Genomic DNA, 15,542 nt, shown 5'->3' with positions numbered 1-15,542 from the left:
TTATTTCATAGGGTAATCTCTAAAAGAGGATAGGATATGGATAATTTTGTTTTCAATTTAACGGACGAAGAAAAAAAGTATCTTAAGGACCTGGCTTTTTTAAGTATAAAATCCAAACTGGAAGGACAAGAGATAAACTTTCCTCTGCCTCCAACAGAGAAATTAAATGAGCATTTTGGAGCGTTTGTGACTTTGAAAATTAACGGTCAGTTACGGGGCTGCATTGGCCATATAGTAGGCGATGAACCATTAACGCAAACTATAGTTAAAATGGCCAGGGCCGCTGCTTTTGAAGATCCCAGATTTCCGCCTTTAAGCAAGGCTGAATTAGACAGGGTGGAGATAGAAATTTCGATTTTGAGTCCTCTGGAGAGGGTTCCGGACTTAAATAAAATTGTTCCAGGAAAACATGGTCTTTTGGTGCGTAAAGGCTGGTATTCAGGACTGCTTTTGCCTCAGGTGGCTACAGAATGGGGATGGGATAGAGAAACATTCTTGGCCCATACCTGTCAAAAGGCGGGGTTACCCATGAATTGTTGGCAAGATCCACAAACTGAGATCTATTGGTTCCAGGCTGTGGTTTTTTAAAAGGGAGGCGCAAGCCATTAGGCCTAATGGTTAGCTAAATGAATTTAGGTTCTCCTATCTCAACTTAACATTATAAAAAATATTAAATCTTTTTTGCGATTTACGAAAATTATGATCCGAATAAATGAAATTATAGATAAAGTCTCCCCATACCTGACTAGTTCTGACCTGGCACTGATTCAAAAGGCCTATGTATTTTCAGCTGCGGCCCATGCTGGTCAAATCCGCCTTAGCGGCGAACCATACCTTTCTCATCCTTTGGAGGTGGCCAATATCCTGGCGGAAATGCATCTCGATGCATCAACCATTGCTGCCGGGCTATTACATGACACTGTTGAAGATACCAGAGCGAGCATTGAGGAGTTAGAACGTCATTTTGGGTCGGAAGTTGCCAAGATTGTAGATGGTGTGACCAAAATCAGCAAAATGAAGTTTGATTCCAAGGAGGAAGCCCAGGCGGAAAATATCCGTAAGATGATTTTGGCCATGGCCGATGATATTCGAGTGATCATGGTCAAGTTAGCCGACAGGTTGCACAATGTACGCACTCTGGAATTTCAGAAGGATATCAAACAAAGGCTTATCGCCAAAGAAACCCTCGATATTTATGCCCCGTTGGCAAACCGTCTCGGTCTTTATCGTTTGAAAGTTGAATTGGAGGATTTGAGTCTTAAGTATAGCCGGCCAGATATCTTCCATCAGATCGAAGATGGAATCAAAAGGCATCAGACAACCGGGCAACAATATATTGATAAGGTGTGCGACCTCATAAAAAATATCCTGGAGGAAAATTCCATTCAAGGCCGCGTTTCTGGTCGGGTCAAACATATTTACAGTATTTATCATAAAATGGTTCAGCAGGGCCTGACTCTGGACCAAGTCTATGATCTCATAGCTTTTAGGGTCATCGTCAAAAGTATCAAAGATTGTTATGCGGTTTTGGGTCTGGTCCATGCCATATGGAAGCCTGTGCCAGGAAGATTTAAGGACTATATTTCCATGCCCAAGGCCAATATGTACCAAAGTTTGCATACGACGGTCATTGGTCCTGATGGCGAACGCATTGAGATTCAGATCAGAACTGAAGAGATGCATCAGCTGGCAGAATACGGCGTGGCAGCGCACTGGAAATATAAGGAAGGTGGTACAAAACTAAAAGAAAAAGATGCCGAACGTTTTAGCTGGCTGCGTAGAATTCTTGATTGGCAGCAAGAACTAAAAGATCCACGGGAATTCATGGCCTCACTTCGTTTTGATCTGTTTCAGGACGAAGTTTATGTATTCACTCCTAGGGGCGAAGTTAAAGAGCTTCCAGAGGGGGCTACTCCGGTTGATTTTGCATATATGATTCATTCAGAGGTTGGAGACCATTGTGCCGGGGCAAAAGTAAACGGGCGTTTGGTACCATTAAACACCAAGCTGAAAAACGGTGATGTTGTTGAAATTATTACTGATCCCCACAGAAATCCCAGTCGGGACTGGCTGAAGTTCGTCAAAACAGCAAAGGCCAGGACCAGAATCAAGCATTGGATCCGTAATGAAGAGCGTGAAACAAGTATTGCTTTAGGTCGGGAGGTTCTGGAAAAAGAAGGCCGGAAACTGGGCTTGAATATCCAGAAGATTCTCAGAGAAGGACAACTGGAGGAAGTTGCCCGGGATTTTTCTTATAAAAGTGTAGAAGATCTTTTATCTGCCGTTGGCTATGCACGGATTACACCCAGGCAGGTTTTAAACCGCCTATTGCCCAAAGAAGAGCCTAAGGCGGAGCTGGAAAAGGGCGAAGTTGCGCAAAGGGAAGAGAAGGAGCGGCTTAAGGGGCCAAGAAAAGATGGGGTGCGCATCAAAGGGGTTGGTGATGTTTTGCTCAGGTTTGCCAAATGTTGTAATCCTATTCCCGGGGATCCTATAATAGGTTATATCAGTAGGGGCAGAGGGGTAACCATCCATACTACAGACTGTCCCAATGTGGAGCGGATGGAACCGGAACGAATGCTGGAAGTAGCCTGGGAAGTGGGGGTTGAAAAAGCATTTCCCGCGAAAATTAAAATTGTTTGCAAAAATGAAAAGGGTGTTCTAGCATTGGTTAGTGGTCTTTTGACAGAGGAAGATATTGATATTGATTCCGGGACATTTAAATCTAATGTTGATGGTCGGTCTGAAATTGTTTTTACTGTTCTGGTTAACAACAGCACACACCTGTACAAGGCTATCGAAAGCATGCGCAAATTGGATCCTGTCTTGGAAGTTACCCGGATGACGGTGAATAAAAGAAAGGCGGCTTTTTAGCCGCCTTTCTAACCGCGAATTGTGTAGAACTATTGCCTAGGCTGAAACCAATTCAATTTCAAAAGTAAGGTTTTGGCCTGCCAATGGATGATTGGCATCCAGAGTTATTTGGTCCTCGCTGACATCGATAATGGTTGCTGGAAATTCCTGGCCGCTTGGATGGCGCAGGAGTAGTTGTTGCCCTACATCTTGAGGAATGTCAGGGGGAAGATGTTCTTTAGGTACTTGAATAACCATGTCTTCATTATGGGGGCCATAGGCTTCGTCACTTGGAATGGTTATTGTTTTCTTCTCTCCCAGTTCCATTTCTTTGACAGCATTTTCAAAACCAGGAATAACCTGACCTTGGCCAATGGTGAACTCTAGTGGTTCTCTGCCGTCAGAAGTGTCAAAAACTGTTCCATCGTCCAACTTGCCGGTGTAGTGGACTTTAACCACTGTTCCGTCTTGAATCTTAGCCATAAAATCTCCTTTGATTTAAGTTTAGTGTTTAGAGTTTCAGGTTTAGAGTATCTTCGGTCAGAGAACATTAGGCATTTGATTGCCATGTTTCCCTTCTCCAAACACATTTGCTCTCTGATTTACCATTTTGAGCGTCTGTGTTTGTCGATTCGATATCTATGACTTAAACTCTAAACTCATTTCTTATTTTTAATTTTGACCTTGTCCACAATTTTTTCATAATAGAGTTGATCTTGCTCCAGATTTACAGGCACTTTTCGGGTGATATTCATTTTTGTGATCAGAAGGTTTAACTTTTGGATTTTCTTATACTTTTCTCGCTCATCAGTACAATGTTTAAGAAGATCTAAAGTAGATTTTATTTCCTTTTGTGCTTGTATTTCCGGTGGTATATATCCGCTGTTTTTGAGGATTTTGTAAGCAATTCTTAACTCCTGTGGAACATGATTGTCTTCGTCAAGATTTAGAGGTTTACCTTTTCCTGGAAGATTGTCAAATTCTCCTTTAGATTGAGCCTCTTTAATTTTTTCTTCAGCAATTTTAATAAATATATCCATAAGCAACTCTATTAACGCGTATGACGCAAGTAATACTTATTAAATATCTTTATCAAAACCTAAGGTAGGCGATTATTATTTTAGTTTTACATTAAAAACATTGGAATAAAAGTAGATTTGAGCCAGCAATTTTCTCACAATGGGTGAGATTGCCACGGCCAGCTTCGCTACCCTCGCAATGACAGAATTTGCGCTATATCATTGCGAGCTTAAGCAAAGTGGAGCGAAGCAATCTCAAAGTTTGAACTACAAAAAATCGCTCAATTTAGTTAAAGGATGCGCCTGCAAAAAGGGACTTTTTGCAGGCAATGTTGAAATTTGAATGATGAATGTTGAATTATTTAAACAGGTTACAAGATGAAGATGTTTGTCAAAACTGTAAAATTTTAATTGTTGTAGTTGCATCTTAAAGAGAAAATTTGTTTTCGCTCATCCTTTTATACAAATAATCGGTCTAAGTCGGGCCACTTTATACGCCAGATGCGTCTTATGGGCAACTTCTACTACCTCTGAAACATCTTTATACGCGTCAGGAGCCTCTTCGGCCAGGCCCCGATAGGAATGGCCGCGAATCTCAATGCCTTGCTGATCCAAGTCTTGAACAATTTTTGGCCCAGTGTACATTTTTTTAGCTTGTCTTCTGCTCATGGTCCGGCCAGCACCATGGCAGGCTGAACCAAAACTTAGTTGCATGCCTTTTTCAGTTCCAACCAGGATATAAGAAGAAGTGCCCATACTGCCACCGATTAAAACAGGCTGGCCAACATCTCGATACTCTAAAGGCAGGTCAGGATGACCAGGCCCAAAAGCCCTGGTAGCGCCTTTTCTGTGTACAAAGAGCTTTCTTTTTTGGCCGGAAACTTCATGATATTCTTCCCGGCAGGTATTGTGGGCAACATCATAAAGTAAAGGCATGTTAATGCCCGGGAAAACAACATCAAAGGTCTGTCTGACCAGATGGGTTAAAATTTGTCTGTTGGCCAGAGCACAGTTAATAGCTGCGCGCATGGCTCCAAGATATTCTTGTCCGGTTTTAGAGTTAATAGGGGCACAGGCCAGATCCCGGTCCGGAAGATAAATTTTTTGCCTTTTGGCTTCCATGATCATTTCGCGCATAAATTCCGTAGCAATTTGATGCCCCAAACCCCTTGAACCGCAATGGATACTCACCACACAATCATTTTGGCGCAGACCAAAGACTTGAGCCACTTTTTGATCATAGATTTCCTCAATGACCTGGACTTCAAGGTAGTGGTTGCCTGAGCCTAGGGTACCCATTTCCCTTTCCTGTCTTTGTTTGGCCTTTGCTGAGACAAATTCTGGCCGAGCTCCTTTAGCTGTTCCTCTTTCCTCTATTTTGTCCAGATCCGCCTTATCTCCATAGCCTTGTTCAACAGCCCATTTAGCCCCCTTGAGAAGAAGTTGGTCCATATCCTTGTTTTTGACTTTGAGATTTCCTTTTGAGCCAAGACCGGCAGGAATGGTCTGGAAGAGAAGGTCAGCCAGGTTTTTTTTTCGAGGCAAAATTTCTTCAAAGTGTAATCCCGTCAGAAGAGTGCGGACACCACAGGCAATATCAAACCCAACCCCGCCGGCAGAAACAACCCCGCCCAGGTCAGGGTCAAAGGCGGCCACTCCGCCTATGGGAAAACCATATCCCCAATGGGCATCAGGCATGGCCATGCTCGCGGCAACGATACCTGGCAAGGTGGCAACATTAGATAATTGTTCCAGTACCTTGTCGTCCATCTCTGCTAAAAGTGATTCGCTTGCAAAAATTATAGCCGGAACGCGCATGCGGTCTTCCGGCATAAGTTGCCAGGTCCAGTGACTGATTTTTTTAAAATAGGACAAATCCATAATTACTCCTTTTAGAGGCCCGCTTAAATTTTTAAACTAAAATTAGACATCGACTATGCACTTTGCAACCCAGAAACCTTGGTTGTTTTTAAAGACCTTTAGCCCACTAAAAGTGGCTCCTTTGACTTCGACAGCAGGAGCATGCTTTTGGACATCTATGGGTTCACCCTTTATTGTTGCCTCAAGGCTAAGGTTTTCAATTTTGACCGTGTATTCGGAAAAAAGCATCCCTTGTGTGGAGATAAGAAAGATTATTTCATTTATGTAATCAAAGAAAAGAATATCCAGTTCAGGAGCTTCAATAGAAATTTCTTTTTCCTGAACAGGGCGCACTTTATCTAGTTCTGTGATCACGGCAGTTAAAGCCAAGCCAGCCTGCGCAAAGGCGGAAGAAACAGTCGGGCCGGCACCAATAATGCCAATGTCAGCCTGATGATAGAAATGGTCCCAATATGGTTTCATTTTTTTAGATTCTCCATAGATATCCAGTTAAAATAATAGGTTAAAAATTCTAGAACTGCCAGGATCAATATATTTAAAGCCCATTTTTTGAGCCTTGGTCACGGCTTTTTCCCATTGTGTGTAAGTGATTTTATCCATTAGTTCTGGAAATTCGTCCGCACGGCCAGCAGGATGATACTGGTCCATGATATTTAAATAAACATCATGCATTTTATGCTCGTGAAGAAATTCGAGCCATTTGTCCGTGTCAGCAATCTCACCTGGCATCAGCAGGTGCCTGACCATTAGTCCTTTTTGGGCCAAGCCCCGGGCATCCAGAACTATACCACCTACCTGGGCATACATTTCCTGGATAGCTTGCATAGCTACCTCTGGGTAATCAGTGGCACGGGTGTATTTTTTGGAGTGTTTGGGTGAGAAAAATTTTACGTCGGCCAGATAAATATCTATGACTCCGTCTAGTAACTTGAGGGTGTTCAGACTATCATAGGAACTGGTATTGTAGACCAAGGGCAAATTCAGACCTTGTTCAATGGCTTCGGGTAAAGCCTCTACAACTTGCGCTACTACATGAGATGGGGTGACAAAGTTGATGTTTTCAGCTCCCTTTTTTTGTAATTCAAGCATGATAAAGGCCAGTTGGTTGGGATAAACTTCTTGAAACTTGGTATCGCTTAGGCTGATAGAATAGTTTTGACAAAATACACACCCAAGATTGCAATGGGCAAAAAAGATGGCCCCAGACCCTCCCTTGCCAACCAGGGGTGATTCTTCACCAAAATGGAGGTCAAAGCTGGCAACCTGGGCCAGTCGACCAGTCTTGCAAAGCCCTAGTTCGTTGTCTGTACGCCGGACATGACACTTGCGGGGGCAAAGGGTGCAATCATTTAAGATCTGTTTGAATTGAGTTATCTTTTTTCGGAGTTCACCGGATTTATAGGTTTTGATATATACTGGTTGCATAGATGTTCCCCTTTTTTGGTGGGATGTGAAATATAAGTACGTGCAGACCTGTTACTTTTTTCAAGAGGTTAGTTGACAAAGTTGGGAGAGGCAAGAACAGTGATTAATCTCGCTGAAAAAAGTTATTACTAGTTTATATAATATTTAAATAAAAAAATTCAATCATAAATTTATAAAGTGGTTCTAGCGCTACTCGGCCAAATTTGACAGAGCCGATGAAATTTACATTGAATTTTTACTGGTATTAAATTAAAGCTGGCTAGAATTTTGATTTTTTTGGGTTGAATTTGGCATAATTTTGAACCTTTAACTTGAAACTCTGAACTCCAGGACAAGGAGAGGGCGTATGCTGTTTTTGGATCAGGTTGATATCCAGGGCAAAAGAATCATCATGCGCGTAGATTATAACGTGCCCTTAAAAGATGGGGCTATTACTGATGACAATCGAATCAGAGCTAGTCTGCCTACGATCAACTATCTTCTGGAAAAAGGAGCTAGCGTTGTTCTTTGTTCCCACCTAGGCAAGCCTAAGGGGAAGAAGAGGCCTGAGTTATCCCTTAAGCCCGTTGCTGAAAGGCTTAAAGAGTTGCTGAATAGAGATGTGATTATGGCCCCGGATTGTATTGGGGAAGAAGTCTTGAACCTGGCTCAAAACTTAAAGCCAGGGCAAATTATGCTTTTGGAGAATCTCCGTTTTCACCCTGGTGAGCAGAAAAATGATCCTGAATTTGCCCGTGAATTAGCCAGGATGGGAGAGATCTATGTCAATGATGCCTTTGGAGTTGCCCATCGGGAACATGCATCTGTAGTAGAGGTGACTAAATACGTGCCAAAATGTTGCGCAGGTCTTTTGCTGGAAAGAGAGTGGAAGTATTTGCGGAAGGCCCTGAAAAATCCTGAGCGTCCCTTTGTGGCCGTGTCTGGCGGAGCAAAGGTTTCTTCTAAGCTTGGAATCTTAAACAGCTTGTTGGATAAAGTGGACAGGCTGATTATAGGCGGGGCCATGGCCAATACTTTTTTACAGGCCCAGGGTGTGGCCATGGGCAGGTCTCTGGTAGAGAAAGACCTTATTTCAGAGGCCCAAAAGATTTTGGTTACAGCCAGAGAAAAAGGAGTTAGCCTGTATTTACCTGTTGACTTTATTACTGGTACAAGTCCAGATGGTGAGTTGGCCTCTGGAGTCTGTCCATATCAGGATATTCCTCAGGAAGAAATGGCTTTGGATATAGGACCGGCAACACATACCCTGTTTGCCGAGGTGCTCAGAGATGCCCGTACAGTGGTCTGGAATGGCCCCATGGGAGCTTTTGAGAACTCTACCTTTGCCCAGGGATCTTTGAACCTGGCAGAGAGTATCGCTCACTTGGATGCCTTGACCATTGTAGGTGGAGGTGACACTGATGCTTTGATCCACAAGGCTGGGCTAACCGAGAAATTCAGTTTTATTTCTACAGGTGGAGGGTCTTTTTTACAGTTTTTAGAAGGTAGGGAACTACCAGCTTTTAAGGCTTTAGAGGAGTGCAAACAATGAAGAAGTTAATTGCGGCCAATTGGAAAATGTTCAAGACTTGGTCCGAAGGGATGCAGACGGCCCGTGAGTTGTTAGTGGCTACCAGGCAAGATTTGCCTGCGGATAGAGAAGTGCTTTTAATTCCCTCCTTTACACTGTTAAAAGGAGTTGGCGAAGTCTTTTCGGGAGTAGAAAACTATTACCTGGGGGCCCAAAATTTTTATCCCGAAGAGCAAGGGGCATATACTGGGGAGATAAGCCCTGTGCAGCTTAAAGATTTGGGTTGCTCATTTGCCTTGGCCGGTCACTCAGAGCGAAGGCATGTTTTGGGTGAAACAGATGAGTTCGTTGGTCAGAAGGTTCGGTTTGGCTTGGAAAAAGGGCTGAATATTATTTTATGTATTGGTGAAAAGATTGAAGAGCGCAAAAAAGGACAGGTAGAAGAAGTTCTGCATCGCCAGCTCGCCAAAGGTCTTGCCGGAGTAGAAAAGGATATAGAGCCGCAGCGATTGTCTATTGCCTATGAGCCGGTTTGGGCTATTGGAACCGGAGAAGTGGCCGGGCCCAAGGAAATTGTGCATGCGCACACATTTATTCGTAATGAATTGGCTGAATATTTTCAGTTCTATAAGGATATCAGAATATTATATGGGGGTAGTGTAAAGCCTGACAATGCCAGTCAGATTCTTGGTCTTGACAATGTGGATGGAGTGCTGGTAGGTGGGGCAAGTTTGAAGGCTGAAAGCTTTAGTCAAATCGTTTTAGCAGAATAAAGTCTTTATTATTGCTTCAGTCGGGCAAATTTTTGTGCCATAGTTAGCTTGGTCACTTTAAGATTTCAGGCTTCAAACTTCAAACTATAATCTCCAAGAGGAGGAATTCTCGTTGCAGACTCTAATAATCACTATCCATATTATTGCTTGTATTGCCCTGGTTATTCTGGTCCTGCTACAGTCAGGCAAAGAAGGCATGGGTGTTATTTTTGGTGGTGGCGGTGGTAGCCTTTTTGGCAGTAGTGGTGCAGGTGGGCTTTTGTCTAAATTAACTGCAGGGGCAGCGGTAGTCTTTTTCTGTACATCTCTTACTTTTACTTATATGAGCGCCAAAAAGCATACTGCTCGCAAGGCATCAATTGTGCTTGATGCCCCAATAACAGAAGAGCCTGCAGTGCCTGCAGAGACAAACAAAGTCCCAGTGGAAAACGAGCAAAACTCGGGTAAAAATACTGGACAATCCGCTCAGTAGGGTATATAAACCCTGCTCACTCGTTTTGCAGGAGTTTATTGATATTGTGCCGAAGTGGTGGAACTGGTAGACACGCTATCTTGAGGGGGTAGTGGGCTACGCCCGTGGGGGTTCGAGTCCCCCCTTCGGCACCACAAGAAGAGAAAAAGGCAGCTTTTTAAAGCTGCCTTTTTTATTTTGTCGTGACTTATGGTTTGTTCACGATCACTTTGTTTCGTCCGGTTTTTTTGGCTTCATAGAGCAAAGAGTCAGCCTTCTTGAGCATATCTTCAAGGCTATCAGCAAGTTCAGTAACCACACCAATACTTATGGTCACTTTGATTTTTTCCCCATCATCAATCTCTACGGGTGAATCTTCTACTGTTTGACGTAAAGTTTCAAACACTTTTTTTGCATCTTTTTCTTTTAAGTTAACGGTCAGGACACAAAATTCTTCACCTCCAATTCTGGCAATGATGTCCGTGCCACGCATCCTGTTTTTGAGAATCGATGATACTTGCTGGAGCACAAGGTCACCAGCCTTGTGTCCATAAGTATCGTTTATTTTTTTAAAGTGATCCACATCAATCATGGCGCAGCCAAGGGATAGGTTATCGCGTTTTGCGCTTTCAAAAAGTTTTTGGCCAAACTCAAAAAAGTATCTGCGGTTATAGAGTCCTGTGAGAAAGTCTTTTATGGCTGCATTTTTTATTGCTTGCAGACGTTTTAGAGTATCTAAGTGGAGGATGACGCGACAATAAAATTCTTCAGTTATGAAGGTTTGTTTGACAATAAAATCATTGGCACCATATTTTAAAAAACGCGCAGCCATGTAACCGTTACCTTCAGAAGAGATGCCGATAATGGCCAGCTCATCCTTGCTGTACTTTTCCCTGATTTTTTGGGTAAGGATATAACCATCCATTTCCGGCATGTTAAAATCCGTGATGACTAACTTGATATCCGGGTGCTCATCAAGAACTTTAAGGGCTTCCTTGCCATTGCATGCGTTAAAGACACTATATCGGTGGTTTTTAAGTAGATCTGTGATGGTTTTACGAAATAGAGGGGAATCGTCAACAACGAGGATCTTAGTGTCCGGATTACTTTCTAGGCGTTTGAGTAAGGAAATGAGATAATCTATACTGTTGGGGTCATCTTTTAAGATATAGTCCACAATTTTTTTGGAGTTGACGAACTTATGAATTTTTTTACTGATATTACTGGTAAAAACAATAGAGGGAATACCTTTATTGATGACCTCATCAATAATTTCTCCTTCCGGCGCATCTGGCAAACTGAAGTCAAGGACCGCAGCTAAAAAATCTGTGTTTTTGTTTAGCTCCTTGACAGCTTCAGACAGGTTTTTGGCCCAGGTGACATAAAAATGAGCCTCTGTCTGAAGCTTATTTTTTATGACCATAGCAAAAAAGTTACTGTGTTCAACAACGAGTACTCTTTTCATTTAAGAACTCTCTTATGTCCTTGGAACCAGTCTTTGGGCTTGAAGCATACGAAGCATTTCTCCGGCTTTTGGTCCGTTATAGTGAAAGTTTGGGGGCAGATGTACAGATTTTATTTTTTGCCAGTCCTTTTGAGCCCGGGGCAAAAAATCAAGCTCATTATCAGCTCTAACCAGGGTGAAAAAATATTTGATCATATCACTTGAACCCAATTTATTTAACAGATCGACTTTGGTCCCCGGACGTAGTTGATCATACAACCCTCCGACCATATGCCAACGGGCAGCAATTTGTCCAGCAAAAACAAATTTTTTGGGTAGCTTAAGTCTTGTGGCTAAATTTTTGGCCAGGGTTTCTCCTAATTTATCGTGGTTTAAATGTCTGGGCCAGTTGCTTCTAGGAGTTATGGTTTTGCCCAGATCATGAGCAAGCCCCATCCAGACCAGCAGCGCATCTCCCGACAATTTATCCATCACCTGACCAAGATGTTCAAGCAGAGATTCATTATGATGAGGTTTGGGGCCGGCCGGAATTTTGGAGGCGCAGGCAAGTTCTTCAAACCAGGGAACAAAGCAGGCGCATTCATCCAGTACCTGCAAGAATCGACTTGGCTTTTCTCCGGCTAAGGCTTTTAAAAATTCTTGTCCAACTCTTTCCGGGGAAATTTTTTGCAAGAGATCGGGCCTTTGTCCTAATTCCTTGAGGATTGGTTTCAGGCTGGGATGAAGGGTGAAGTCCTTAAAAATGGCTGCAAAGCGGCCTACTCTAAAGACACGCAACGGGTCCGCATAGAAGTTTTCTCGGGAAATGGGACGCAGAATTTTTTGCTTAAGATCCGCCAGGGCTAAGGGATGGGCTATCAGTTTCCCTGTTTCGTCTCTGGCCAGACTGTTTATGGTCAGATCCCTATATTCTAAGTCCTCTTCAATATTTTTAAACCTGGACAGAGTATACTGAGCGTCCCGAAGGATAAAAACAGGGATCTTATTTCCCACTTTTTTTGCTTGGGGGAATCTCTTTTTAAAGCTTTCTTCATCGGCTTCAAAGACGACATAATCTCTGTCTTTAACTGGTCTGCCAAGTAGTTCATCCCGGACAGCCCCGCCTACAAGATAAATACGCATGATGGGTAGCCTTATGGTGCACTGAAGTTTAAAGTGATGAAGTAATTTTCGTTTTGTATATCCTGAATAAAATCAAAGAAATAGATAGTTAAGGCTAGTTTTTTATTCTCCACGCTTTTCATTTTTTATTAGTTTGATGACCGAATAGAGCGTTACGGATTTTCTCAGTGATGGAGAACATGGGTTAAGTCCTTACTTCCTAAACAAAAATGTAGAAATGGACACGTTTTTTATTCTGCTTCGTATTTTTTTTGCTGAAAAACAGTCAAGATTTATAGCGTTAGAAAAAAACGCAAATCATCATGACATATCAAAGCGAGAACTATTTTTCAAGATAGGTGCTACCGTCTGATTGTTTTATTATGACATCAGTATGTTTTGAAAGTAAATGGTCGTCAATAAATAATGTTCATTTCAGAGTGAGTAACTTAATATGAATGTACATTTATGAAAAAGGATGAATTTAGAAAAAGTAAACACTCTCTTTTTCAGATGGTGCTGGCTCCCTTGATGGTAATTGATAAAGAACCGATAGATTAGACTGTACATATAAACAGAATATACTTTTTTCGTAACATATAAGAAATATAATTATATTAATTTATAGTTTTCAAAACATGCATTTATTATTTCGCTTTTGAAAATTTTTTGAACCTTCTTTTGGTTGAGTAGCTTGTTGAGCAGTTTAGTGGGCTCAATAACTAACTCAAACATCAAAATTGTGCGGCCAAAGACTAATTTAAACAGGTTGAAAAAAGGGGAGTTGAGGTGGACTGTTGACTTTTTTGCGGGACTATTAAAAGAGGTGAATTTTACTTTGATTGCTGGTGCCCCCGCCAGGACTCGAACCTGGGCTAACCGGGATTAGGAATCCCGTGCTCTATCCTGCTGAGCTACGGGGGCGAAGACATATTTGTTTATATTTTTGCCTTATTTCTGTCAAGGGAGCCGCTACAGGCGTTTCTTTTATTGAGGGGATAACTTTGAGTTTATAGACTTATCGCATCATTTGGAGGATGTATAGTCCCTTGTCGCGGGCCTTAATGGCTTTATCATACTCTACCAAAGTTTGATTACATAACCTGGCAGATTAATCCTTTTAAATAGTTAGTTTCATGCATGGCCGGATGCACAGGGTGGTCTGGTCCCTGATGACAAAACTGGATGATACGCAAAAAACGGCCATTTTTTTGTGCTGCCTGCCGGATGACATTGATTAGCTCGTTTAAACTTAGATGTTGAGAGCATGAGCAGGTCATTAGGTACCCGCCTTTAGCTAGTAGCTTGATCCCCAAATCGTTGACTTTTAGGTAAGCTTTGAGTCCATTTTTTTTGTCTTTTTTTCTCTTGATGAAAGCAGGGGGGTCAATACTTATGGCCTGAAACTTTTCTTTGGCTATGACCATTTCCTCCATTATGCTCACTGCATCCGAACAAATAGTTTTTAGTTTGTAGTTCACGCCGTTTAACAAACTGTTTTCGAGAGCAAAATCCAAGGCTAATTTTGAGCTGTCAATGGCCAGCACTTGTCTTGCTCCGGCCTTGGCTGCATAAATGGACATTGCGCCTACATACGAAAACACGTCCAAGACATTTTTATCTGTACAAAACCTGGCGAATTTCTGCCTGTTATCTCTCTGGTCATAAAACCAGCCGGTTTTTTGGCCTTTCATGAGAGGAAAAATAAATTTATGATCGTTTTCAATGACAAAACCTTGTTCGGGAACCTGGCCAGTAATTTTAACATGCCTATCCAGACCCTCTAAGGTCCGGGCTGAAAGGTCATTTTTCCAGACAATGTTTTTGGCCTGGGTCTGGTTAATCAATATTTTCTCTACCAAGTCTTTTCTTGTATCCATGCCCGCGGTGGTTAATTGAACGCTTAAGATGTCTTGAAACTGGTCGACAATAAGCCCCGGCAGGAAGTCGCTTTCAGCAAAGACCAGGCGAAAATACGGGGCAGAGAATATATCCTGACGCAAAGCCCTGGCCTCAACAATTCTTGAGGCTATAAGTTCGGGAATAGCATATTTAGGATTTCTGGATAGGATGCGTACACTAATCAGGCTGTGCGGATTGATATAGCCTGAGGCAAGAAAATTACCGGTGTGAGTGAGAACATGGACTTCTTCGCCGGGCTGGAATTTTTTTAAGGATACTTTCTGAGTGTTAATCTCATTACTAAAGACCCAGAGGTGGCCTGCCTTTATTCTTCGATCTTCGTCTTTTTTTAAATAAATTTTTTTCACTGCTTTTTTGACCTACACGTAACTTTTACTGCTCTCCTAATCTTTTCTGTAAAAACTTTCCAGTGGTTCTTTATTGACAAAGTGAAACTTTTCACTTAGTTTTTCCCGACTGAGCGCTCACTCAGTTTTTGTCAGGGAGAAAGTGAAAGTATGCAAGGACAAGCTGTTTCCTTAAAAACAAAGATTATGGACGCGGCTACTCGTTTATTTGCCCAAAAGGGCTTTCGTTATACGGCAATATCAGAAATTGCCAAAGCCGCAGGGGCTGCCGAAGGGACTATTTTTCATCATTTTAAAAGCAAGGAAGGTTTGTTTTTGGAGGTCCTGAAAAGAGCTCAGGGAAGAATCATTCATAATGTTGACGAAAATGTTCATGGTCGAGAGTTTTCTTCAGGGCTGGAGATGGTGGAGGAGGTGGTCAAGGTTTATTTTTATATGACAGAAGGATTGCGGAGTGAGTTGGCTTTGCTTTACCGCAGTCATTCTTATGAGCTGGCTGTTGAAAATTCAGCCTGTCGTAAGAGTTTAGAGAGTATTTACAATTGTTTTCTGACCGCTTTGGTTGAGGGGATTGTTCTGGGGCAGAAAGATGGTTCTATCTCAAAGGATATTTTGCCAACCAAGACAGCTTTGATCATTCTGGCCATGCTAAATGGCCTTATTCGTTTCGATCTTGCTCATATTTTTCCGGTGGATTCACTTTATAATGATGTCTTAAAAACGTGTCGAAGAATTTTAAAGAATTATAACGTCGGTGAAGAATCAAGTCCTGCATTGGCGGGACAATAAATAGT

General features: G+C 42.2%; 15 protein-coding genes and 2 tRNA genes. 8 read left to right on the top strand and 9 right to left on the bottom strand.

Annotated elements, in window-relative coordinates:
* Positions 1 to 36: 36 nt before the first annotated feature.
* Both amrA and KFV02_RS02455 read left to right on the top strand, forming a co-directional pair.
* On the top strand, positions 37 to 588 hold the full coding sequence (gene amrA / locus KFV02_RS02460) for an AmmeMemoRadiSam system protein A (protein ID WP_252379950.1): 552 nt from the start codon (positions 37 to 39) through the stop codon (positions 586 to 588).
* 111 nt (positions 589 to 699) lie between these two features.
* Complete coding sequence (locus KFV02_RS02455; protein WP_252379949.1) at positions 700 to 2,874, top strand: RelA/SpoT family protein; 2,175 nt, start codon at positions 700 to 702, stop codon at positions 2,872 to 2,874.
* Positions 2,875 to 2,910: 36 nt separating this feature from the next.
* Here the strand turns inward: KFV02_RS02455 and KFV02_RS02450 are convergent, their stop codons facing one another.
* Positions 2,911 to 3,336: an FKBP-type peptidyl-prolyl cis-trans isomerase gene (locus KFV02_RS02450; RefSeq protein WP_252379948.1), complete on the bottom strand. Its 426-nt coding sequence runs from the start codon at positions 3,334 to 3,336 to the stop codon at positions 2,911 to 2,913.
* Between the two features lie 176 nt (positions 3,337 to 3,512).
* The gene (locus tag KFV02_RS02445) at positions 3,513 to 3,893 is read right to left on the bottom strand and encodes a DnaJ family domain-containing protein (protein WP_252379947.1); all 381 of its coding nucleotides are present in this window, start codon (positions 3,891 to 3,893) and stop codon (positions 3,513 to 3,515) included.
* 139 nt (positions 3,894 to 4,032) lie between these two features.
* Between KFV02_RS02445 and KFV02_RS02440 the strand changes: the two genes are divergently transcribed.
* Complete coding sequence (locus KFV02_RS02440; protein ID WP_252379946.1) at positions 4,033 to 4,215, top strand: hypothetical protein; 183 nt, start codon at positions 4,033 to 4,035, stop codon at positions 4,213 to 4,215.
* A 107-nt stretch (positions 4,216 to 4,322) separates the two neighbouring features.
* Here KFV02_RS02440 and KFV02_RS02435 read toward each other — a convergent pair whose 3' ends face one another.
* The 3 genes from KFV02_RS02435 to KFV02_RS02425 are packed head-to-tail and all read right to left on the bottom strand — an operon-like array spanning position 4,323 to position 7,178.
* Positions 4,323 to 5,753 (bottom strand): RtcB family protein, encoded by a 1,431-nt coding sequence (locus tag KFV02_RS02435; RefSeq protein ID WP_252379945.1) that lies wholly within the window; start codon positions 5,751 to 5,753, stop codon positions 4,323 to 4,325.
* Between the two features lie 42 nt (positions 5,754 to 5,795).
* Complete coding sequence (locus tag KFV02_RS02430) at positions 5,796 to 6,215, bottom strand: archease (protein WP_252379944.1); 420 nt, start codon at positions 6,213 to 6,215, stop codon at positions 5,796 to 5,798.
* Between the two features lie 27 nt (positions 6,216 to 6,242).
* Complete coding sequence (locus KFV02_RS02425) at positions 6,243 to 7,178, bottom strand: radical SAM protein (protein ID WP_252379943.1); 936 nt, start codon at positions 7,176 to 7,178, stop codon at positions 6,243 to 6,245.
* Positions 7,179 to 7,524: 346 nt separating this feature from the next.
* On the opposite strand from KFV02_RS02425, the gene KFV02_RS02420 reads away from it, so the two are divergent.
* From KFV02_RS02420 to KFV02_RS02405, 4 genes are all read left to right on the top strand, one after another.
* Positions 7,525 to 8,709, top strand: coding sequence for a phosphoglycerate kinase (locus tag KFV02_RS02420; RefSeq protein ID WP_252379942.1), 1,185 nt, complete (start codon positions 7,525 to 7,527; stop codon positions 8,707 to 8,709).
* Positions 8,706 to 9,461 (top strand): triose-phosphate isomerase, encoded by a 756-nt coding sequence (gene tpiA / locus KFV02_RS02415; protein ID WP_252379941.1) that lies wholly within the window; start codon positions 8,706 to 8,708, stop codon positions 9,459 to 9,461. The genes KFV02_RS02420 and tpiA overlap by 4 nt, the downstream gene beginning before the upstream one ends.
* A gap of 112 nt (positions 9,462 to 9,573) precedes the next feature.
* A complete protein-coding gene (secG, locus tag KFV02_RS02410) occupies positions 9,574 to 9,933 on the top strand; it encodes a preprotein translocase subunit SecG (protein WP_252379940.1) in 360 nt (119 codons plus the stop codon).
* Between the two features lie 48 nt (positions 9,934 to 9,981).
* Positions 9,982 to 10,067, top strand: a tRNA-Leu gene (locus tag KFV02_RS02405).
* A 53-nt stretch (positions 10,068 to 10,120) separates the two neighbouring features.
* On the opposite strand, the gene KFV02_RS02400 is transcribed toward KFV02_RS02405, so the two are convergent.
* From KFV02_RS02400 to KFV02_RS02385, 4 genes are all read right to left on the bottom strand, one after another.
* Positions 10,121 to 11,377 carry a diguanylate cyclase gene (locus KFV02_RS02400; RefSeq protein WP_252379939.1) on the bottom strand — a complete coding sequence of 419 codons (1,257 nt, stop codon included), beginning with the start codon at positions 11,375 to 11,377 and terminating at the stop codon, positions 10,121 to 10,123.
* Positions 11,378 to 11,389: 12 nt separating this feature from the next.
* Positions 11,390 to 12,499, bottom strand: a complete 1,110-nt coding sequence (locus tag KFV02_RS02395) for a tRNA nucleotidyltransferase/poly(A) polymerase-related protein (protein ID WP_252379938.1) — start codon at positions 12,497 to 12,499, stop codon at positions 11,390 to 11,392.
* A gap of 825 nt (positions 12,500 to 13,324) precedes the next feature.
* Positions 13,325 to 13,402: transfer RNA gene (locus KFV02_RS02390), tRNA-Arg, on the bottom strand.
* 170 nt (positions 13,403 to 13,572) lie between these two features.
* Positions 13,573 to 14,748 carry a class I SAM-dependent rRNA methyltransferase gene (locus KFV02_RS02385; RefSeq protein ID WP_252379937.1) on the bottom strand — a complete coding sequence of 392 codons (1,176 nt, stop codon included), beginning with the start codon at positions 14,746 to 14,748 and terminating at the stop codon, positions 13,573 to 13,575.
* Positions 14,749 to 14,898: 150 nt separating this feature from the next.
* Here KFV02_RS02385 and KFV02_RS11415 point away from each other — a divergent pair, with 150 nt between their 5' ends.
* Positions 14,899 to 15,537, top strand: a complete 639-nt coding sequence (locus KFV02_RS11415) for a TetR/AcrR family transcriptional regulator (protein ID WP_289510047.1) — start codon at positions 14,899 to 14,901, stop codon at positions 15,535 to 15,537.
* Positions 15,538 to 15,542 lie beyond the last annotated feature (5 nt).

Source organism: Desulfovulcanus ferrireducens, assembly GCF_018704065.1.
In the GTDB taxonomy this organism is placed as follows: Bacteria; Desulfobacterota; Desulfovibrionia; order Desulfovibrionales; family Desulfonatronovibrionaceae; genus Desulfovulcanus; species Desulfovulcanus ferrireducens.
Note: the sequence above shows the minus strand (reverse complement) of the source record. Positions and strands in the feature narration are given on the sequence as shown.

Coding starts and splice junctions, on each gene's coding strand:
- KFV02_RS02435 (WP_252379945.1), bottom strand. CDS start 5,753: ATGGATTTGTCCTATTTTAAAAAAATCAGTCACTGGACCTGGCAACTT.
- KFV02_RS02420 (WP_252379942.1), top strand. CDS start 7,525: ATGCTGTTTTTGGATCAGGTTGATATCCAGGGCAAAAGAATCATCATG.
- KFV02_RS02440 (WP_252379946.1), top strand. CDS start 4,033: ATGGGTGAGATTGCCACGGCCAGCTTCGCTACCCTCGCAATGACAGAA.
- KFV02_RS02425 (WP_252379943.1), bottom strand. CDS start 7,178: ATGCAACCAGTATATATCAAAACCTATAAATCCGGTGAACTCCGAAAA.
- KFV02_RS02450 (WP_252379948.1), bottom strand. CDS start 3,336: ATGGCTAAGATTCAAGACGGAACAGTGGTTAAAGTCCACTACACCGGC.
- KFV02_RS02400 (WP_252379939.1), bottom strand. CDS start 11,377: ATGAAAAGAGTACTCGTTGTTGAACACAGTAACTTTTTTGCTATGGTC.
- amrA (WP_252379950.1), top strand. CDS start 37: ATGGATAATTTTGTTTTCAATTTAACGGACGAAGAAAAAAAGTATCTT.
- KFV02_RS11415 (WP_289510047.1), top strand. CDS start 14,899: ATGCAAGGACAAGCTGTTTCCTTAAAAACAAAGATTATGGACGCGGCT.
- tpiA (WP_252379941.1), top strand. CDS start 8,706: ATGAAGAAGTTAATTGCGGCCAATTGGAAAATGTTCAAGACTTGGTCC.
- KFV02_RS02430 (WP_252379944.1), bottom strand. CDS start 6,215: ATGAAACCATATTGGGACCATTTCTATCATCAGGCTGACATTGGCATT.
- KFV02_RS02445 (WP_252379947.1), bottom strand. CDS start 3,893: ATGGATATATTTATTAAAATTGCTGAAGAAAAAATTAAAGAGGCTCAA.
- KFV02_RS02455 (WP_252379949.1), top strand. CDS start 700: ATGATCCGAATAAATGAAATTATAGATAAAGTCTCCCCATACCTGACT.
- KFV02_RS02395 (WP_252379938.1), bottom strand. CDS start 12,499: ATGCGTATTTATCTTGTAGGCGGGGCTGTCCGGGATGAACTACTTGGC.